The 18,487-nt window shown below is 63.6% G+C and carries 21 protein-coding genes; 9 read left to right on the top strand and 12 right to left on the bottom strand.

What is annotated here, in order from left to right:
* Position 1 precedes the first annotated feature (1 nt).
* The 7 genes from paaD to V9L18_RS05445 all read right to left on the bottom strand — a co-directional run bounded on the left by paaD (position 2) and on the right by V9L18_RS05445 (position 6,286).
* The gene (paaD, locus tag V9L18_RS05475; protein WP_337346286.1) at positions 2-544 is read right to left on the bottom strand and encodes a 1,2-phenylacetyl-CoA epoxidase subunit PaaD; all 543 of its coding nucleotides are present in this window, start codon (positions 542-544) and stop codon (positions 2-4) included.
* Between the two features lie 5 nt (positions 545-549).
* Positions 550-1,458: a 1,2-phenylacetyl-CoA epoxidase subunit PaaC gene (gene paaC / locus V9L18_RS05470; protein ID WP_337346285.1), complete on the bottom strand. Its 909-nt coding sequence runs from the start codon at positions 1,456-1,458 to the stop codon at positions 550-552.
* Positions 1,459-1,508: 50 nt separating this feature from the next.
* Positions 1,509-1,958, bottom strand: coding sequence for a 1,2-phenylacetyl-CoA epoxidase subunit PaaB (gene paaB / locus V9L18_RS05465; RefSeq protein ID WP_337346156.1), 450 nt, complete (start codon positions 1,956-1,958; stop codon positions 1,509-1,511).
* On the bottom strand, positions 1,955-2,998 hold the full coding sequence (paaA, locus tag V9L18_RS05460; RefSeq protein ID WP_337346155.1) for a 1,2-phenylacetyl-CoA epoxidase subunit PaaA: 1,044 nt from the start codon (positions 2,996-2,998) through the stop codon (positions 1,955-1,957). The genes paaB and paaA overlap by 4 nt, the downstream gene beginning before the upstream one ends.
* A gap of 1,126 nt (positions 2,999-4,124) precedes the next feature.
* On the bottom strand, positions 4,125-5,105 hold the full coding sequence (locus tag V9L18_RS05455; RefSeq protein ID WP_337346154.1) for a hypothetical protein: 981 nt from the start codon (positions 5,103-5,105) through the stop codon (positions 4,125-4,127).
* 188 nt (positions 5,106-5,293) lie between these two features.
* A complete protein-coding gene (locus V9L18_RS05450; RefSeq protein ID WP_337346153.1) occupies positions 5,294-5,731 on the bottom strand; it encodes a VOC family protein in 438 nt (145 codons plus the stop codon).
* 123 nt (positions 5,732-5,854) lie between these two features.
* A complete protein-coding gene (locus tag V9L18_RS05445) occupies positions 5,855-6,286 on the bottom strand; it encodes a DUF309 domain-containing protein (protein WP_337346152.1) in 432 nt (143 codons plus the stop codon).
* 379 nt (positions 6,287-6,665) lie between these two features.
* Between V9L18_RS05445 and V9L18_RS05440 the strand changes: the two genes are divergently transcribed.
* The 4 genes from V9L18_RS05440 to V9L18_RS05425 all read left to right on the top strand — a co-directional run bounded on the left by V9L18_RS05440 (position 6,666) and on the right by V9L18_RS05425 (position 9,709).
* Entirely contained in the window at positions 6,666-7,244 is a 579-nt protein-coding gene (locus V9L18_RS05440) for a hypothetical protein (RefSeq protein WP_337346151.1), read from the top strand.
* A 104-nt stretch (positions 7,245-7,348) separates the two neighbouring features.
* Positions 7,349-8,362: a WxL protein peptidoglycan domain-containing protein gene (locus tag V9L18_RS05435; protein ID WP_337346150.1), complete on the top strand. Its 1,014-nt coding sequence runs from the start codon at positions 7,349-7,351 to the stop codon at positions 8,360-8,362.
* A gap of 170 nt (positions 8,363-8,532) precedes the next feature.
* A complete protein-coding gene (locus tag V9L18_RS05430; RefSeq protein WP_337346149.1) occupies positions 8,533-8,859 on the top strand; it encodes a hypothetical protein in 327 nt (108 codons plus the stop codon).
* A gap of 76 nt (positions 8,860-8,935) precedes the next feature.
* The gene (locus V9L18_RS05425; protein ID WP_337346148.1) at positions 8,936-9,709 is read left to right on the top strand and encodes a GAF and ANTAR domain-containing protein; all 774 of its coding nucleotides are present in this window, start codon (positions 8,936-8,938) and stop codon (positions 9,707-9,709) included.
* A 43-nt stretch (positions 9,710-9,752) separates the two neighbouring features.
* Here the strand turns inward: V9L18_RS05425 and V9L18_RS05420 are convergent, their stop codons facing one another.
* From V9L18_RS05420 to V9L18_RS05400, 5 genes are all read right to left on the bottom strand, one after another.
* Complete coding sequence (locus V9L18_RS05420; RefSeq protein WP_337346147.1) at positions 9,753-10,589, bottom strand: alpha/beta fold hydrolase; 837 nt, start codon at positions 10,587-10,589, stop codon at positions 9,753-9,755.
* Between the two features lie 182 nt (positions 10,590-10,771).
* Positions 10,772-11,536, bottom strand: coding sequence for an ABC transporter permease (locus tag V9L18_RS05415; RefSeq protein ID WP_337346146.1), 765 nt, complete (start codon positions 11,534-11,536; stop codon positions 10,772-10,774).
* Positions 11,533-12,372, bottom strand: a complete 840-nt coding sequence (locus tag V9L18_RS05410) for an ABC transporter ATP-binding protein (protein ID WP_337346145.1) — start codon at positions 12,370-12,372, stop codon at positions 11,533-11,535. The genes V9L18_RS05415 and V9L18_RS05410 overlap by 4 nt, the downstream gene beginning before the upstream one ends.
* Positions 12,369-12,734 (bottom strand): DUF1048 domain-containing protein, encoded by a 366-nt coding sequence (locus tag V9L18_RS05405; protein ID WP_337346144.1) that lies wholly within the window; start codon positions 12,732-12,734, stop codon positions 12,369-12,371. Before V9L18_RS05405 ends, V9L18_RS05410 begins: the two co-directional genes overlap by 4 nt.
* Before the next feature lies 1 nt (position 12,735).
* Positions 12,736-13,065 carry a PadR family transcriptional regulator gene (locus tag V9L18_RS05400; RefSeq protein ID WP_337346143.1) on the bottom strand — a complete coding sequence of 110 codons (330 nt, stop codon included), beginning with the start codon at positions 13,063-13,065 and terminating at the stop codon, positions 12,736-12,738.
* Between the two features lie 225 nt (positions 13,066-13,290).
* Here V9L18_RS05400 and V9L18_RS05395 point away from each other — a divergent pair, with 225 nt between their 5' ends.
* Genes V9L18_RS05395 through V9L18_RS05375 form a run of 5 tightly spaced genes read left to right on the top strand, consistent with a single transcriptional unit; the run spans position 13,291 to position 18,416 of the window.
* Positions 13,291-15,273 carry an amino acid transporter gene (locus tag V9L18_RS05395; RefSeq protein WP_337346142.1) on the top strand — a complete coding sequence of 661 codons (1,983 nt, stop codon included), beginning with the start codon at positions 13,291-13,293 and terminating at the stop codon, positions 15,271-15,273.
* Positions 15,274-15,333: 60 nt separating this feature from the next.
* Positions 15,334-16,722, top strand: a complete 1,389-nt coding sequence (locus tag V9L18_RS05390; protein WP_443197934.1) for a TrkH family potassium uptake protein — start codon at positions 15,334-15,336, stop codon at positions 16,720-16,722.
* 52 nt (positions 16,723-16,774) lie between these two features.
* Positions 16,775-17,509: a GAF and ANTAR domain-containing protein gene (locus tag V9L18_RS05385; protein WP_337346140.1), complete on the top strand. Its 735-nt coding sequence runs from the start codon at positions 16,775-16,777 to the stop codon at positions 17,507-17,509.
* Between the two features lie 9 nt (positions 17,510-17,518).
* Positions 17,519-18,004, top strand: a complete 486-nt coding sequence (locus tag V9L18_RS05380) for a helix-turn-helix transcriptional regulator (protein WP_337346139.1) — start codon at positions 17,519-17,521, stop codon at positions 18,002-18,004.
* Positions 18,005-18,014: 10 nt separating this feature from the next.
* Complete coding sequence (locus V9L18_RS05375; RefSeq protein ID WP_337346138.1) at positions 18,015-18,416, top strand: VOC family protein; 402 nt, start codon at positions 18,015-18,017, stop codon at positions 18,414-18,416.
* The last annotated feature ends 71 nt before the right edge of the window (positions 18,417-18,487 follow it).

Here is an 18,487-nt window from a genome sequence, read left to right as displayed (position 1 = left end):
CTTACAGGACTTTGAAGTAGTCGAACGGTTCCTTGCAGTCCTGGCAGACGTACAGCGCCTTGCAGGAGGTGGAACCGAAACGGGTGAGTTCCTTGGTGTTCAGCGACGAGCACTGCGGGCATTTGACGGTCATTTGCAGGCGGATGGGGCCCGCGTGCCTGGCGGCGGCGGCCCTGCCGGAGGGCGGGGCGATGCCGTACTCGCGCAGCTTGGCCTTGCCGGCGTCCGTCATCCAGTCAGTGGTCCACGCGGGCGCAAGCACCAGGTCCACATGGACACTGGGGTAGCCTTCCTTGGCGAACGCAGTCATCAGGTCGTCGCGGATGGCGTCCATCGCCGGGCAGCCCGAGTACGTGGGCGTGATGGTGACCTGGACAGCGGGAACTATCCCGCCGTCGTCGACCATTTTCACGTCCCTGAGGATGCCCAGGTCCGCGATGGTGAGCACGGGGATTTCGGGGTCACACACCGTGGCGGCGATGTCCCACGCCTTTTGCTCGGCGCTCTTGGTTTTGGCCTCGAAGCCGGCGACGTACATTTCCATCACCGTCACCAGCTTGCTCCGGGATACTCGCGGGCCAGCACCTGCATCTCCGCGAGGACATAGCCCAGGTGCTCGGAGTGCTTGCCGGACCGGCCGCCCCCAGGTGCTGCCGGAACGTCCGGCACCTCCAACCCGGCCTCCTGGAGGACTCCGCCGATAAGCCGGTCAAAGTCTTCCCTGATGGAGGAAGGAACGACGGCGGCACCGGCCTCCGCCAGGCGGGTCACCAGGGCGTCATCCTCGAAAAGTTCGCCGACGTAGGGCCATACGAGCTTGAGGCCGTGGATGATCCGCTTGCGGGATTCGTCTGTGCCGCCGGCCAAACGAAGGATCCACTGGGCACTGTGGTCCCGGTGGTAGTCCACTTCCTTCACGGCTTTGGCGGCGATGGCGGCCAGCGTTGCGTCGGTGGACTCCGTGAGCCGGCGGTAGAGCTCGAACTGGTAGTAACTCACCACGAACTGCCGGGCGATGGTCACCGCGAAGTCGCCGTTGGGCTGCTCAAAGAGGTGGGCGGAGCGGAACTCGTGCTCGCGCCGGAAGTAGGCGAGGTCATCCTCACTCTTCTCCCAGGCGCCGCCGGCGTAGGTGAGGAAACTCCGGGCATGGCCCAGCTGGTCCAGGGCGATGTTGCCCAGGGCCACGTCTTCCTCCAGTTCGGGGGCGCGGGAGATCCAGTGGCCCAGGCGCTGGGCCAGGATCAGGGCGTCGTCGCCGAGGCGGAGCGCGTACTCGGCCACGTCCTCGGTGGGTTTGACCAGGCCGGTGCGGACCTCAAGGGCAATATCCTCCGGGCGCAGGGCGTTGCCGGGCGTGATGCGGGTGGCGCTGGCGTTGCTGTCGCCGCCGGCCACTCCGGCTGCATTGGGGACGCCGGTGGAGATGTCGCCGTGGCCTTCCGTGGTTGGGGCCACGCCGGCGAGGGACCCGCTGCGAGCTTGCGAGCTGTGGGAGCCGGTGGGGATCACAGGTGCTTCACCCCTTCGCTCTTGGTGTAGTACGTGGCGTGCCGGTAATCCTTGCCCTGCGGGGACTCAAAGAACGAGCCCTTGGAGTCCGGATCGCTGGCGGCAATGGCATCGGCCGGGACAACCCAGATGGACACGCCTTCGTTGCGGCGGGTGTAGAGGTCGCGGGCGTTGCGCAGGGCCATGGCGGCATCCGGCGCGTGCAGGGACCCGGCGTGGACATGGCTCAGCCCGCGGCTTGACCGGACGAAGACCTCCCACAGGCCCCAAGCGCTGCCCGTCGTTGCGGTTTGGGATTCGACAAGCTCTGCCACCGGGTGTCCGCTGGTTTGGGTGGTTGAGCCTGTCGAAACTGTCGACTCCGGACCGGCCGGGACCTTCGCTGACTCACGGTTGATTTCCGTGGCGGAGCTGGCCGGGGCTTCCGGGTTGCCGTGGGGACTCATGCTGCGTATTCCTTCGTCTTCATTGACTGTTTTGCGTGCTGTTTTGCTGCATAGGCGGCTGCTGCCTCGCGGACCCAGGCGCCGTCGTCGTGCGCTTCCCTGCGGCGTTCCAGCCGCTGCGCGTTGCAAGGGCCGCGGCCGGCGAGGACTTCCTTGAACTCGTTCCAGTCCAGCGGGCCGTGCTCCCACTTTTTGGTTTCCTCGTTGAAGCGGATCTCGCTGTCCGGGAGGGTGAGGCCCAGGACGCGGACCTGTTCCACCATCATTCCCACGAAACGGCTGCGGAGTTCATCGTTGCTGAAGCGCTTGATGTTCCAGGCCATGGACTGGCGGGAGTTGGGCGAATCGTCGTCGGGCGGGCCGAACATCATTAGCGCCGGGGCGTACCAGCGGTTCACGGCGTCCTGGGCCATCTGCTTCTGCTCCGGGGTGCCGTTGGAGAGTTCCAGCAGGATTTCGAAGCCCTGGCGCTGATGGAAGGACTCTTCCTTGCAGATGCGGACCATGGCACGGCCGTAGGGGCCGTAGGACGCGCGGCACAACGGCACCTGGTTGCAGATGGCGGCGCCGTCCACCAGCCAGCCGATAGCACCCATGTCCGCCCAGGTCAGGGCAGGGTAGTTGAAGATTGAGGAGTAACGGGCCTTGCCGGCGATGAGGTCCGCCGTCATCTTGTCCCGGGGCTGGCCCAGGGTCTCGGCGGCGGAGTAGAGGTAGAGCCCGTGGCCGGCCTCGTCCTGGACCTTGGCCATGAGGATGGCCTTGCGCTTCAGGCTGGGGGCTCGCGAAATCCAGTTAGCTTCGGGCTGCATGCCGATGATTTCAGAATGGGCGTGCTGGGAGATCTGGCGCAGGAGGGTCTTACGGTAAGCGTCCGGCATCCAATCTTTGGGTTCAATGCGGGAATCCTCCGCCATGACGCGGTCAAAGTTCGCCTGACCGTCCGCCTCACGCTGGGCGAGTGCTGCTTCTGCGGATGACGCCGCCGTTCCTTCCGGGGACTGTTCAGCGGGCACTGACTGCAGATTATGCGCTGCCATGGTTGCTCCTATGCAAAGGCCTTCATTGGACTAATTTATTTACCGACCGTTCGTTCAGGATATGCGGAAGCGTTGGGGGGCGTCAAGCAGCGGGGCGTGGTGGATGCTGCTCCTGCGAGCCGGCGACACCCTGACCGGGAACGCGGCCCACTGCCTGCCGGGCCACCGTCGTACGTCCCCGCCCAGTTACTCTTCCTGCCTTCACGAAGGCGCGCCACGACGTCGGCGCGTCCCGGCATCAGGATGGCGACCCCCTGGGAGCAACTGGGCAGGAGCGCGCGCGACAGCGGCGGACTGAGCCGTCACTGCACAATAAGTCTCAATTTCGGGTTGGTTGCCACTTACCTGACCTCGCCCAAACCGGGCTCTCCCTGGGAGAGAACGGCCTCGAGCGGTTCCTCCATGCCCACGCCTGACCAGCTGCTCGAATTTTCCCGCTGTCCAGGCACCAGGGTCACCAACGCTATAGACCACCCAGCGTTGCGCTTGGAGACGGCGTCTGACCCAGCGGAGCCGAACCCGTTGACGTCCCCGTTGGTGAACTCGAAGGTGTTGACGTCCCCGAGGTCGAGGTCGATGGTGTGGGAGTGCCCGTTGTCGAAGTCTCTGAAGGCGACGGCGACGCAGTGGTAGAAGCCGGGGTGGGTGAGACGGTTTTTCCTGTCGGCACCTCCGAACGTGAAGTCGCCTCAAGCGGAATGGAGATTTTTTCCTTCGTAGCGCCGGGCGTACTCTGCTTGGTGACCGCTACGTCCAGGGTTGCTTTTCTGACACCCCCTTGCACCCACTCTCCAAGAACCCGGCAGGACTGACCAGGTTTGAGAACAGTGTTTGTGCATCCGTTCGATATCTCCCTGAACAGGACATTTCCAAATCCAACTTCAGGTGAAATGTCCTCATCGGTCTCATTGACAATTTCAAAAGATTCAACCGCGCCGACCCTGACAACTTCAGCATTAGCCCCAGGTTCATATATCCAGTTGTTTCCGCCCACTTTGACGCGGTTATCCACCGCGGCCGGCTCAGATGTTTCGCCGTTTGTCGGCTGTTCCGCGACGCAGGCGCTGAGCGCGGCAACGGCTATCAGACAACTGGTTCCTAGGGCTATTATTTTCCGCTGCACTGCTTATCCCCTTCCCGGCTCGAACTCAACCCTGTATTCGGAGCTTTCATCCAAAACGATCGCCACGCCGGCGCTCCGTGACCAGTCCGCTGGCAGCAGGAAGTATTTGCCGGAGCTGAGTGTCACGAATCTGAGCCCGGTGTACTTGAAGCCGTACTTCGAGCCGGGGGTTGAGATTTTTTCCTCTGTCACGGAGGATCCCAGCGCGAGCGACTGCATGCTGTAGACAGTCACCGCTGGACGCCGCTCCAGATCCTGGGCGTACTCCCGGGACCTGCCGGTGCCAAGGGCTCCCGCATAGGAAGAGCAGGCCCAGAAGAGTGCCACCACCACGAGGAGAACTACGGCAACGTAGCCGAGCTTTTCCCACATTGGCAGGCGCCTTACCGTGTTCGCGCCGAGGGCCGTTCGCCGGAGCACCCAGAAAGCGTAGGCGCTGACTGCGATTCCACCTCCCAGCGCGGAAGGTTCGAAAAGGAAGGGAGTGGCAAAGGGAAGGTCCTCGAACATCGTCCAGACTCCAAGCGAAGTGACGAATGTCCCGGCCAACAACACGAATACGGCCCCGATTTGGACGTACCCAAGACCAACTTCCCGCCTGATAATTGCAGCGGTCACCGCATGAATTCCAACACATACAACCGTGATGAGCAGAATAAAAATGGCAGGAACAATCAGCGCATCTGCACTGCGCAGGAGATAATCGACCGTGGAATACTCAAGGATACTTTGATCAATGCCAAAATAGGCTGTCCGAGTAGCCGTCATGGTCCAGCCGAACCAAAATGCCAAAGCGGTGGCAACGGTGGTGAGGGGCGCAATAATGGCAAACCATTGTAAAACCGAGTGACTGAGATCGGCTCCGCTCGCGGTTTTTACATCACGCTTCCCCGAAGACGAGCGACGCCGCCCAGTGGCAGAAGTGCGAAACCCATGACTGAGCTTCGAGGTTTGCCTTCGTCCCACAGTGTTGCGCGAACTCACCGGCGTTCACCTGGATCCTCTGCTCATTCCCTTGCTGCAGCGCGGACTTCCGTCATCTTCAATTCTCTGACCGGCGTTGTTCACAAGAAAGTGCGAAGGTCGCTTTAGTTATTGGCTCACGCTGGCCGTTACTACGGCGTTATTGCGCGGTTGGGGCGCAGGCCTCCCTCATCGGCCAGACCCCGGCGTCAGTCCTTTGTCAGTTTCTCAGCGAGCATGACGAGGATTCCGCTGGGTCCGCGGAGATACGTGAGCTTGTAGACGTCACCGTAGGTCGCCACGCCGCGCAGCGGAGTACATCCGTGCTTCGCAGCTATTTCAAGGGCTTGGTCGATGTCGTCAACCGAGAAGGCAACGCGGTGCATTCCGATGTCGTTCGGACGAGTTGGGTTCGTCTCGATCGCTTCAGGGTGGATGTATTCGAAGAGTTCCAGTTGACCCTGGCCATCGGGGGTTTGGAGCATCGCAATTTTCGCGTGGTTGCCATCAAGTCCGACCGCAGTGTCGGCCCACTCGCCGCTGACCGTGTCACGGCCGACAACCTTAAGACCGAGATCTGTGAAAAAAGCGATGGTTGCTTCGAGGTCCCGAACTGCAATGCCGACGTTCTCAAATTTGATGGCCATGCGTTGAAGCTACCAAGGCCGACCGCGTAGCTCCAGCGTCACGTCCGTTCTGGGTGTGGGGCGAGAAGCGCTGAACCGGTGGCTTGCCTCCAAGGAAAATGCCGGCTGACCGCGGCTGTCAGTTCAGGGGGCAGTGCGCATCCGGTCACGTGCGCAATTGACAACAGCCTGCAAGTCGAGCCCGTAGGTCGGGCCGCTGCCGGAACCGTACTCGGCGAGTCGGGCCGCGCCGCGCTCGATGAGCCGGAGCGCGCCAACATTGTTGCCCCGGGCGGCGTGCGTGAGACCGACGCAGATTTGGGCGAGTCCTTGCCAAAGGTTGCGTTCTTCGGTTGGCCCGGCTTTCCAGCGGGCCTCGAGTACCTCATGGGCGGCGAAGGGCCGGCCGGCCTCCACCAGGCTCCGAGCCGTGACCAATGTTTGTGCCGGCGGCAGCGGCTCCTCCGAGACCGGTTCGACGCCGACGCTTCCGTACGGCAGCGGCCGCCCAAGGGCGTCACGCGGCCGCGCCTGCCGGGGGCGCTGTGAAGCATCCCTGTCCCTGTCGGCGGTCATGTCAGTTTCCGCCCTGAGTGTCCCCGGATCATCCCAAATTTCATACCCCCATGCTATGACCCGCCTGTGAACATCTGTTCCGCCGTCCCTGTCCGGAGTGCCGGCCGGCGACTAGCGTACAGTGACACATACACACCACATCGTTTGGTGATGTTCGTTCATGGTGGGGGCTACAGAACGAATTCCTTATTGCTCTCACGCAAGACCAGTGCCTATCTGCGGGCCGGATGTGGGAAGCTGCGGGTTGTTCAACCCGCCCTCGGATCCTCGTTATCCCGTTGGACCTTCACCCTGCACGGTCTTGCGTATCTCAATCACTTCGTCGTGCCACATCGCGGCCGTGCTCTTGGCGTGCCCACAACCTTTGGAGAGAAATCCCATGCGCAAATTCATCAAGGCCGCAGGCGTCCTTGCCGCCGCCGGAATCCTGCTCACTACGGTCCTGCCGGCGGCAACGGCGGACACGGTCGATTCCACCATTTCCGGTGGATCCCTGACCTCCACAACGTCCGGGGCGAACCTGAGCGGTGTGACACTCGACGGAACAGACAAAGCCGCCACCGGAACATCTTCGTCCCCGTGGAGCATTTCAGACTCCCGCGGCACAGGCCAAGCATGGACGTTGTCAGTTACCGCCACGGTCCCCACCAGCGCGGCCGGAACCGTTGAAACAACGGCTCGCACCATCCCCGTTTCCAACCTGACCATCACCCCGGGCACAGTCACCGCCGGGTCGGGCGCCGATCCTGTCGCCGGCATCACTGCACCGGCCCTGGCAATGTCGGGGTCGGCCCAGGCCCTCGTTACGTCCGGGGGAGCCAACAGGGGAACCTACGCGCTAACACCCACCTACAACCTGGCCGTCCCGGCAAACACCTACCGGTCGAATTATTTTGGCGCCGTTGGGTCCACTGCTCTCCTGCCCTACGTCTCCACGCTCACGTACACCATCTCCTAGAGCCCTTGCGCACCCGCCGGATGTTCTCTCCCGGGGAGAACATCCGGCGGGTTGCGCCCCTACCCGAACAACGGGCAATGCGGCTGCTGATCTAAGGACCCTCCATGACCATTCCCTTTTCCCGGCCCCACCGGGCCCTGAGCACTGCACTGATCACGGCGGCGTTGGCCCTTTGCCTGCTTGCCGGTTCCGGACCGGTAGCTGCGGTCGACAACGGGGCGCTGGGAATTCGGCCTGCGAACGAATCTGATTTCTTCCACATCTCCCTCTACCCCGGGGCAGCGCTAGAGGCTACCGCGATCGTCACCAACCACACTGAAACAGCCGTGACGCTGCTGAACTATCCCGTAGACGCCACCAGCACACCGCAAGGCGCCTTCGCGCTGGCCAACCAGGACGAGCCGCGTCCCGGCGTGGGCGGCTGGGTGCAACTGGCCAACGACCACATCACTCTTGCGGCGAACTCAGAACTAAGAGTCCCCTTCAGGATCAGCGTCCCCGCCGAAACCCCACCGGGAGACTACGCCGGCGGGCTGATCATCCAAAGCCCCCCGGTCCAAGGCAAGACCTCCACCGTGGAAGGAAACACAGCCGTCCGCCTAGACGTCATCCAGCGCCAGGGAGTCCGCATTTACCTCAACGTCGCAGGCACCGCTGTCAGCACACTCAAACACGGCGGCCTGAGCTGGGAGAAGACCGGGGACACAGTCACGTTCGCCCTGCCCCTGGACAACACCGGCAATACCATCCTGCACCCGTCCGGCACGCTCGATGTCAGCAGCTGGGTCGGAGCGAACACCCAGCTTAAGTTCGACACACCAGAAGGCATGTTGCCCGGCTCCACGCTCGAACTTCACGCCAGCCTGCCACAGGCACCCGCAATTCAGTCCGGCACCGCGGCGGCCACCGTCACCTCCGAAGCGGGCACAGAGCATTCCGAGACGAGCATCGCCTACGCACCCTGGCCACTCCTCATCGCCGGGCTTTTCCTCGTACTAGGCGCCACCTACGGCGCATGGCGGACGGCCCGATTTGTCCGCCGCGCCCGGCACGCCATCGCCCAGGTCACCGCAAAAGAACGCGAAACCCGAGATCCGGAAACTGTCCCCGGACTTTAACCCCTTTTCGCAGCGAAGTTCTGATGTGCCTGTTTCCCGCCCCGGGTTACAGCCGGCCACGCACGCCCCCGGGTCGACGACACAGGAAAATCATCCCCGCGAAACACTCCGGCAACGTCGCCACGGCAAGCTTGGCCGTACGGGGACACAACGAGTTGGAGGCGGCTCACATGGGAACTCAACGTATTAGCACTGGCCGGATCCACACCGAACCGGTCCAGACCGAACGAGTCAACACCGACCGGCTGCAAGCCGGCGACTACATCGAGGCGTGGCACAACGGCAAGCTCTTCCACGAGGGCCGGGTGACCGACGTCGTTCCCAAACTGGATTTGTTCTGGATCCTGGACGCCCGGACCGGCACCCGCAGGCTGCTGGATCCGGAGGCCCTGGAGATCATCCGGCGCGAGGACACGGCAGCCGGCAGCGGCACACCCCGTAACTACCCAGCGGGAGGGCCGAACAGAACCCCTAACGCGGAGCCGTTATCCGCATGAATTAGGGATGTCCACCACCTTCCGACGGGGGTAACGTCGGAAGGGGACTTGGTTTCGGCGAAGGAGGCGGAACATTTTGGACCACAATCAGCTGGGGGCTACCAAAGGCGAGGGCAGAACAGCGGGCCATGTGGCAGCGGCCGAGGATGAACACAGACTTTTGGGGCTTGTCCTGGACAGCCCAGAGATCACTTCTTTCCTCACCGAACTGGCCATCATGACGGCGTCGTGCCTTTCGACGCAGGACAACATTATTGATTGCGGCGTGACCGTACTGCGGGAGAAAAAGCCCGCGGTGGCAGCCAGCAGCGATGCGCGGGCGGCGTCCCTGGATGAGCTGCAGAACGGCTTCGGCGAGGGGCCATGCCTCACGGCCTTGCAGGGGAACACCACCGTCCTGATCCCCGACCTTCTTGTCGAGGAACGGTGGCACCGCTACACGGAGGCCGCACTGGACAACGGCGTTCGCTCCGTCCTTGCCGTCCCCTTGAACCTGGCGGGCGAGGCGCACGGGGTGACAAACCTCTATTCCAGACAACCCAACGGATTCTCGGACCTGGACGTCCTGACCGCTGAAAATTTCGTGGCCAACGCGTCACGATCCATACAGCTCGCGCTCAGCATGGCGCACCTTAAGGGCGTACACGAGGACCTCCTGGCAGCGATGCAGTCACGGACCATCATCGACATGGCGGTGGGCGTGGTCATGGCGCAGAACGGCAGCTCCCAGGACGAGGCCATCAGCATCCTCACCCGGGCGTCCAACAGCCGCAATGTGAAACTCCGCGAGGTGGCCTCCACCGTGGTGGACTCCGTGGGTGGCAAAGGTACGGCGAGCAAGGCGTCCTAAAGCGGACTTGCTGGGGTGATACGGGGGTTGTTGGCCGGCGCCCTTACCGGTCGGCCCAGCCGGTGGGCGCGGGGGCGTCGAGGAACGTGGTCACTACCTCGCGCACGAGGTCGGTCCGCGCGAGCCCGAAAAAGTGCGTCGTTCCGGGGAACACCGCGAGCTGCGACGCGGGCACGCCCTCGAAGTCGCCGTTCACGTCTCCCCCTCGCAGTTGGAGGAACTTCACCGCGTGCTCAAGCTTGACCATGTCGCAGTCACCCACCGTGAAGAGCGTCGGGGCAGCGATTCCGCGGATCTCATCATCGCTCCATCCGGTTTCGCCCGAGCCGTAGTGTGAGAGCTTATCGAGCAGGCCTTGCAAGTGCTCGCGATCGGGATGCGGGGACACTGTGAGGTAACGTTCCTCCATTGGGGTTCCCGCGATCATGTCCACCGTCATCTCCGCGACAGCTTCCCCGTTGCCGCCGCGATCCCCCTCTGGCCGGAACGACACCGACGAAACGATGAGCTTGCGCACAAGTTCCGGGTGGTGGATCGCCAGGTCCAGCGCGACCGCACCGCCGACGCTGAACCCGAACACATCCACGCTGCCGACACCGAGGTGCTCAAGAAGCCCGATGACATCAGACGCCAGGGCGTGAGTGCCCAGCGGCCGGTCGATGTCGTTAGTGCGTCCGTGCCCTTGGAAGTCCGCGGCGATCACCCGGCGCCCGCCCGACAAACTCGGGATCAGCGCACCGAACTGCTGCTCGATGTCGAAGAGCCCGCCGTGCAGGAGCAACAGCGGAGTGCCGCCCTCCCCGTGCAACTCGTAATACATCTGGAGCCCATTGACCGACGCGTATCCGGTCTCGCGGGCGGCTGTCGTCCCATCGGTCATCCGTGAGCCTCCTCTGGCCTCTGCGTGCCTGCCTTCAATCCTGACATTGCACCCGCTGCACAGCCAGTGCAGGGCCGGCACAAATTCCTCCGCGGACTGACTGATGCATACGCCACACTGCAACCTGGGGCACGACGGCGGCACCGCCGTCGTGCCTGACAGGGAGCTTGCCCGACAAAACCCTAGGAGATCTTGCGACGGTAAATGGCGGTCGCGAAGGCATAGGCGAGAACCAGGATACCGACGAGCCAGGCGAGGGAGATCCAGATGTCACTGCCCACCGGTTCCTCGGCGAATAAGGCCCGGATGGTGTTCACGATGGAGGTGGCGGGCTGGTTCGAAGCGAACCATGCGACCGGGCCCGGCATCGAATCGGTGGGCGCGAATGCCGAGCTGATGAACGGCAGGAAGATCAGTGGATAGCTGAACGCACTCGCGCCGTCAACAGTCTTCGCCGAGAGCCCGGCGATCACGGCGATCCAGGTCAGCGCCAGGGTGAACAGGACCAGGATGCCGGCGACTGCAAGCCAGGATGCCACGGATGCCCCGGTGCGGAACCCCATGACGAGGGCGACGCCGATCACGAGCCCTACCGAGACCAGGTTCGCGGCCAGGGAGGTGAGGACATGGGCCCAGAGCACGCTCGACCTCGCGATCGGCATGGACTGGAAGCGTTCGAAAATGCCGCCCTGCATGTCCAGGAACAACCGGTACGCGGTATACGCGACTCCGGACGCGATCGTGATGAGCAGGATGCCAGGGAGCATGTAGTTGATGTACGACGTGTCGGATCGGGTGTTGATCGCACCGCCGAAGACGTACACGAACAGCAGCATCAGCGCGATCGGGGTGACAGCGGTGGTGATGATCGTGTCGGGGCTGCGGAGGATATGGCGCAGCGAGCGGCTGGTCAGGACGCGTGTGTCGCCGAGAACGTGAGCAGTCATCGGACTTCCTTTCGTGCTGGGACCGAGCCGGCGGCGTGACCGCCGTCGGTGGTCGGGCCGTCGTCGGCGGTGGTCGGGCGCTCGCTGGTGTTACCGACGAGGGAGAGGAAGACGTCCTCGAGGGAGGGCTGCTTCTCCACGTACTCGACTTTGGCGGGCGGGAGGAGTTGCTTGAGTTCGGCGAGCGTCCCGTTCTGGATGATCGTGCCCTTGTGCAGGATCGCGATGCGGTCAGCGAGCTGTTCTGCCTCGTCGAGATACTGCGTGGTCAGTAGCACCGTGGTGCCCTGACCGGCGAGTCGCTTAATGGTCTGCCACACCTCGATGCGAGCCTGGGGGTCGAGCCCCGTTGTTGGTTCGTCGAGGAAGATGACCGGCGGGTTCCCGATCAGGCTCATCGCGATGTCGAGCCGGCGTCGCATGCCCCCCGAGTACGTCGACGCCTTGCGGGAACCCGCATCCGCGAGGTTGAACTGCGCAAGCAGCCCATCGGCGACCGCCCCCGGGTCCTTTAGATGACGCAATTTGGCTACGAGCACGAGGTTTTCCCGGCCGGTTAGTACTTCATCGACCGCGGCGAACTGGCCGGTCAGGCTGATCGACTCGCGCACGTCGCCGGGCTCCGCGGTGACGTCGAAGCCGTGCACCATGGCGGTGCCGGCGTCGGCCTTCAGCAGCGTGGACAGGATCCGCACCAGCGTGGTCTTGCCCGCGCCGTTCGAACCGAGCAGCGCGAAGATGCTCCCCGCGGCCACGTCAAAGTCCACACCGCGCAGGACGTGCACTTCCTTGAAGGACTTCTCGATGCCCTGCACCCGGATAGCGGCGGTTGTCACGATCCTGCCTCTTTCGCCTTATCGACCGCCTCGATGAGACGGGCCCGTTCCTTGTCGATCCATCGCTTTCCGCCGTAGGCCTGAGCAAAGCTCTCGGCGAACTCGATGGGATCCTCGCCGACGATCTCCACCACTGGCGTGCCGTCGATGGCAGCGCGTTCCCACAGGTCCGCCAGGTCCGAGAACATCTGCACGATGGTGTCCCCCTCCGTGACCCCGCCGTAGTACATGAAGTACCGGTTGAAGGCGGTCGCCACGGCGCGGTAGGGCTCGGGCAGGGCTTCCAGCCGCGCCTTGGACTGCTTGTACTGCTTCTTCTGCTCGAGCGAGCCGGTCACCAGCTCGATCCACTTGGCTGCCATATCACTTTCCTCCCGTGCGGAGCTGTTCAAGCCGTTCGGACAAGAAGCTCCATGTTTTCCAGAATTCGTCCAGTTCTTTTTCGCCCTGCGGGTTGAGCGTGTACACCTTGCGCGGCGGCCCTTTCTCGGAGGGCCGCTTCTCGACGTCCACCAGGCCCTTTTGCTCGATCCTGACCAGCAGCGCGTACACGGTCCCCTCGGCGATTTCGGTGAAACCCTGCGCCCGGAGCAGCGTGGTGATTTCGTACCCGTAGGCCGGGCTCCCGGTCAGGAGGGCGAGAACAATGCCCTCCAGTGTCCCCTTGAGCATTTCCGTCATTTGCTTACCCACCGGACACCTCCTCATCCACTACTCAGTGTTACTAGCTACTAGTACATAGTAGCGCTAAGTAGCCGAAGTGCAAGGCCTCAAAATGATCCGTCTGGAGGTGCTGTGGGGCCGGCGTTAAGAACGCGTTAAGATCCCGGGTTCCGCCGTTGGGCGCCCTTGGCCCGGTGCTACGCTCCGTTGGTTATTCACGCCGATCCCGCCTGCGCGGGTAGAGAAAGTAACCCGTTGACTGCACCCACCCGCTTCTCCATCCCCGCCAGTGTTCCGAATCCGGAGCGGGACGGCGACCCTGGAAACCGGCTGACCAGGTGGCTGCTGGAACATACAGTCCACCAGCCGGTAGGCCCCGAAGCCGCGGAGGACCACGCACCGGCCCACAGTTGGTGGAAGGTCATGTGCCTCACAGGAGTGGATTACTTTTCGACCCTCTCCTACTTGCCTGGCATCGCCGCCCTCGCCGCCGGGGCGCTATCCCCACTGGCCACCCTGCTCATTGTTGGCCTGACACTGCTGGGCATGCTGCCGATGTACCGGCGGGTCGCGCATGAAAGCCCTCACGGTCAGGGATCGGTGGCGATGCTGGAGAAGTTGCTGCCGTTCTGGCGGGGAAAGATTTTTGTCCTCGTCCTGCTCGGCTTCGTTGCAACGTCCTGGATCATCACCATCACCCTCTCCGCCGCCGACGCCACCGTCCACATGCTGGAGAACCCCTACTTGCCGCCTTTTTTGGACGGCCAGGCCGTCCTGATCACCGTGGCGCTCCTGCTGATCCTGGGCGGAGTGTTCCTTCTTGGCTTCTCTGAAGCGGTTGCAGTCGCCATCCCCTTGGTGGCCATCTTCCTGCTGCTCAACGCCGTGATTATCGGCGTGGGAATGTTCGACGCCGTCACGCAGCCAGGTGCGCTGTCCGCCTGGACCGCCGCGCTCACCTCCTCCGGTATGGGCTTCGGGGACATCGCCGGTCCCGCCCTACTCGCCTTCCCGCTGCTGGTCCTGGGCCTCTCCGGCTTCGAGACCGGCGTCAGCATGATGCCCTTGGTCGCGGCCGATGGCGCCACCGCGGAGGAACGCCTTGCCGCCCGCGTCCGGAACACGCGCAAGCTCCTCACCACGGCCGCCCTGATCATGAGCGTCTACCTCCTGGGCAGCAGCTTCGTGACCACGGTGCTGATCCCCGCCGACGCCTTCGAGGCCGGCGGTGAAGCCAACGGCCGTGCCCTTGCCTATCTGGCCCACGAGCTGCTGGGCAACGGTTTCGGTTCCGTCTACGACGTCAGCAGCATCCTGATCCTGTGGTTCGCCGGCGCCTCCGCCATGGCCGGTCTGATCAACATCGTTCCCCGCTACCTGCCGTCCTACGGCATGGCCCCAGACTGGTCGCGGGCCGTGCGGCCGGTGGTCCTGGTCTACACCGCCATCAGCATCCTGATCACCATAGGGTTCAAGGCCGACGTGAACGCCCAGGCCGGCGCGTATGCCACCGGGATCCTGGCCATGATGGTTTCCGGGGCGGTAGCCGTCAGCATCTCCGCGGCGCGCAGCAAAAGGCGGAGCGCCGCCGTCGGGTTCTCTGTCCTGACCCTGATACTGCTGTACGCACTGGCCGCCAACGTGATCGCCAAACCGGACGGCCTGGCGATCTCCGGGCTGTTCATCGTGGGAATCATTGTGGTCTCGCTGGTGTCCCGGGTCAGCCGCACCACCGAACTCAGGGTTCATAAAATCGAGTTCGACGACGACGCCCGCCGCTTTATCACCGACACGATTGACTACGACGGGCGGATCAACCTGATCGCCAACCGCCCGCAGGCCCGCGATGCAGCGGAATACAGCGCGAAGGAAGCTCAACAGCGCGAGAACAATCCCGTGCCTGGAACGGCTGATGTGATCTTCCTGGAAATCGACGTCACCGATCCCTCGGGCTTCAGTGACGTGCTGGAGGTGCGCGGAATCGAGGTGGACGGACACCGCGTCCTTCGCGCCGAGAGCCCTGCCGCTCCCAACGCCATCGCCGCCATCCTGCTGGCCCTCCGCGACGCCACGGGAGTCCGGCCACACGCTTATTTTGAGTGGGCGGAAGGCAACCCCCTGGCACACCTGATGCGCTACCTGCTGCTGGGCCGCGGTGACACGGCCCCCGTGGTCCGGGAGATCATCAGGGAAAATGAACCCGACCCGAGTCGCCGTCCTGGCATCCATGTGGGCTAGGACATGTCCCTGAGCAGGTTCCGGAACGGCGCGCCGGCGCCACCCCGGAACGGCGCTGCAATGCCGGGCCTGAGGGGCGGACGAATCCCCGAACCGCGGAGCGATAACCCCATACGCCGAGCCCTCCTGCACCCGGTGCGTTCGGTCCCGCTGGCGTTCCTGGCCGTCATCGGACTGGGTGCGGCCCTGCTGATGCTTCCGATGGCCCGGACCGGCAGCGACCTGGTAAGCGACCCCGTGATGGCCGCCCTGTTCACGTCTGTGTCGGCTGTCTGCGTAACAGGGCTTATCACTGTGGACACGGCAACGTACTGGACGCCGTTCGGGCAGGCTGTGATCATGTTCCTGATCCAGGTGGGCGGCTTCGGCATCATGACCCTGGCGACGCTGCTGGCACTGTTGGTCCGTAAGAGCATAGGCCTGCGCGGGCAACTGGTGGCGCAGTCCGAAACGCACACCCTGAACCTGGGCGATGTCAGGCACGTGCTGCTGCGGGTGGCCAGGCTCATGGTCAGCATCGAGGCGGTCACAGCCGTTATTCTGACGGTCCGATTTTGGCTGGCCTATGACCAGAATCCCCTGACGGCACTGTGGCACGGTTCCTTCCATGCGGTGTCGGCCTTCAACAATGCCGGCTTCGCGCTCTACAGCGACAACCTCGTTGGCTTCGCCGAAGACCCCCTGATCATCGTCCCCATCTGCCTGGCCATCATTGCCGGCGGCCTGGGGTTTCCGGTGATCATCCAACTGCTCCGGGGCGACCTGAAACCCAGGAATTGGAGCATTCACCTGCGCCTGACCATCTACGGCACCCTAGTGCTACTCGCCGGCGGCATCGCCTTGTTCGGAGCCTTCGAATGGAATCGAAACGAGACCCTGGGCGGCCTGTCACTGACGGGCAAGCTGTTGGGTTCACTGGCCGGCGGCGTCTTCCCCCGCACTGCCGGCTTCAACAGCATCGACTACGGTGCCGCTGCTCCTGAGACACTGATGGTTACCAACATCCTGATGTTCATCGGTGGCGGCAGCGCCGGTACCGCCGGCGGCATCAAGATCACCACGTTCCTGGTGCTGGCGTTCTCCATCTGGAACGAGGTGCGCGGCAGGGATGAGGTGACCATCGCCCACCGTTCCATCAGCGCCTCGTCGCAGCGCCAAGCTCTGTCCGTGGCGCTGCTGGGGGTCGCCGCGGTGGTGGGCGGCACCCTGGCGCTGCTGATGCTGACGGACTACAGCCTGGAGAAGGTACTGTTCGAATCCATCTCCGCGTTCGCCACCGTGGGGATGAGCACCGGTATCACGTACAACCTCCCGCCGTCGGCCGAGTGGGTCCTCATGGCGCTGATGTTCCTCGGCAGGATCGGCACCGTGACAGTAGCGTCCGCGCTGGCCCTCTCCTCCCGGCCGAGGCTCTATAGCCTGCCGGAAGAGCGCCCCGTCATCGGTTAGTCCCCAGCCCTTTCCAGTTGCGGGCGCTAACCGATGGGAATAGGTTGTGGAGATGTCCACAACGCCGGAGCGCGACCTCCTCCTTGAACTCCAGGACCTGATTATCGGCACAGACTCAATAGCCGAGTTCCTGGGAGGCTTCGCTGCTATCGCCGCCGACGTGATCAGCCGTAACGCCGGTGAAACCGTGGAATGCGGCGTGACTCTGAAACGCGTCAAGCACACCAGGACCGTTGGCGGAAGCAGCCCCAAGGCCATCCACCTGGACAAAATCGAGCAGCAGGTAGGTGAGGGACCCTGCATTACAGCCCTCCAGACCCAAAGGCCCACCCTCCTGGGCGATGTCCGCACCGACCCGCGCTGGCCGCGCTACCAGAAAGCGCTGTATGACGAGGGCATCCTCAGCGCCCTGGGCGTGCCGCTGGAGATCGGCGAAGACTCTTCCGCCGCCCTGAATTTTTTCGCTACGTCCACCAGCGTGTTCTCTGACGACATCATCAAGGAAGCCGCCGGCTTCGCCGACCTTGCCGGGAGCGCCGTCCGCCTCGCCTTGAAAGTGGGCACCGCCCAGGGCGCCGCCGATGACCTCAGCGCAGCGATGCAGAAGCGGACAGCCATCAACCTGGCCTGCGGGATCATCATGGGCCAGAACCGCTGCACCCAGGCCGAAGCCATGACCATCCTGACCAACGTCTCCAGCCACCGAAACCAGAAGCTCCGGGACGTGGCCGAGGAAATGGTCATCAAGATCTCCGGCGACAAGCCCAGCACCCACTTCGACGCGTAAAATGACCGCATGACACCGCAGGAGCTGGCCAACCTGGCCCACCTGCGCCGCGCCCGCGACCTGATCGATCGCGAATATGCGCGGCCCCTCGACGTGCCAACCATGGCTGCCGGCGCCCTGATGTCGCCGGCGCACTTCTCGCGCCAGTTCAAGGCTGCCTATGGCGAGACGCCCTACAACTACCTCATGACACGGCGGATCGAACGCGCCATGGCCCTGCTGCGGGCCGGCATCAGCGTGACGGACGCCTGTATGGAGGTGGGCTGTACATCGCTGGGTTCGTTCAGCTCCCGCTTCACAGAGGTCGTGGGCATCACCCCCAGCGAGTACCGCTCCAGGGAACACCACGCAGTTAACGCCATGCCCAACTGCATCGCCAAACAACACACGCGGCCGGACCGCAAGGCGTCGGCAGCAAGCAAGAAAGCGGGCAGTGGAGTGGCACGGGAAACACTGAGCAGGATTGAAGAAGCGCCCGCGCCACAGCTGCAATAGCGTGTGAAACATGAACATTTCATTGAAGTACGCACACGTAACCGTCAACGATCTCGACGAGTCCCTCGCGTTCTACCGCGACGCGCTTGGCTTTGAAGTGCGGAACGACGTCGGCTCGGATGGACAGCGCTGGGTCACCCTTGGAAGTGCCGCCCAGCCCGACCTTGAGCTCGTTCTTTCGCCTCCCCACGCAGGCCGCTCCCAGGCAGACGGAGACGCCATCCAGGAGCTCCTCACCAAGGGCGTCATGCCCATGCTGGTGTTCAACACGGACGATCTCGATGCGACGTTCGAAAGGCTCCGCGCGTCAGGGGCCGAGGTCCTGCAGGAACCCAAGGCCCAGCCGTGGGGCCCGCGTGACTGCGCGTTCCGGGACCCCTCCGGCAATATGATCCGCATCAACCAAGGCTGACACTGCCGAAACGCCGGCCCGGATCCCGTTGCGGGACCCGGGCCGCTCCGTGCCGGGGTTAATCAAATATG

Origin of the sequence: Pseudarthrobacter sp. CCNWLW217 (genome assembly GCF_037203985.1) — a bacterium.
Classification (GTDB): domain Bacteria; phylum Actinomycetota; class Actinomycetes; order Actinomycetales; family Micrococcaceae; genus Arthrobacter.
This window is presented reverse-complemented; position numbering and strand designations above follow the sequence as displayed.

Bases quoted from the DNA above. Each gene is read 5' to 3' on its own strand.
- paaB (WP_337346156.1), bottom strand. From the start codon at position 1,958: ATGAGTCCCCACGGCAACCCGGAAGCCCCGGCCAGCTCCGCCACGGAA.
- V9L18_RS05420 (WP_337346147.1), bottom strand. From the start codon at position 10,589: ATGACCGATGGGACGACAGCCGCCCGCGAGACCGGATACGCGTCGGTC.
- paaA (WP_337346155.1), bottom strand. From the start codon at position 2,998: ATGGCAGCGCATAATCTGCAGTCAGTGCCCGCTGAACAGTCCCCGGAA.
- V9L18_RS05405 (WP_337346144.1), bottom strand. From the start codon at position 12,734: ATGGCAGCCAAGTGGATCGAGCTGGTGACCGGCTCGCTCGAGCAGAAG.
- V9L18_RS05445 (WP_337346152.1), bottom strand. From the start codon at position 6,286: ATGACCGCCGACAGGGACAGGGATGCTTCACAGCGCCCCCGGCAGGCG.
- V9L18_RS05385 (WP_337346140.1), top strand. From the start codon at position 16,775: ATGTCCACAACGCCGGAGCGCGACCTCCTCCTTGAACTCCAGGACCTG.
- paaD (WP_337346286.1), bottom strand. From the start codon at position 544: ATGGAAATGTACGTCGCCGGCTTCGAGGCCAAAACCAAGAGCGCCGAG.
- V9L18_RS05435 (WP_337346150.1), top strand. From the start codon at position 7,349: ATGACCATTCCCTTTTCCCGGCCCCACCGGGCCCTGAGCACTGCACTG.
- V9L18_RS05440 (WP_337346151.1), top strand. From the start codon at position 6,666: ATGCGCAAATTCATCAAGGCCGCAGGCGTCCTTGCCGCCGCCGGAATC.
- V9L18_RS05390 (WP_443197934.1), top strand. From the start codon at position 15,334: ATGCCGGGCCTGAGGGGCGGACGAATCCCCGAACCGCGGAGCGATAAC.
- V9L18_RS05450 (WP_337346153.1), bottom strand. From the start codon at position 5,731: ATGGCCATCAAATTTGAGAACGTCGGCATTGCAGTTCGGGACCTCGAA.
- V9L18_RS05430 (WP_337346149.1), top strand. From the start codon at position 8,533: ATGGGAACTCAACGTATTAGCACTGGCCGGATCCACACCGAACCGGTC.
- V9L18_RS05380 (WP_337346139.1), top strand. From the start codon at position 17,519: ATGACACCGCAGGAGCTGGCCAACCTGGCCCACCTGCGCCGCGCCCGC.
- V9L18_RS05415 (WP_337346146.1), bottom strand. From the start codon at position 11,536: ATGACTGCTCACGTTCTCGGCGACACACGCGTCCTGACCAGCCGCTCG.
- V9L18_RS05375 (WP_337346138.1), top strand. From the start codon at position 18,015: ATGAACATTTCATTGAAGTACGCACACGTAACCGTCAACGATCTCGAC.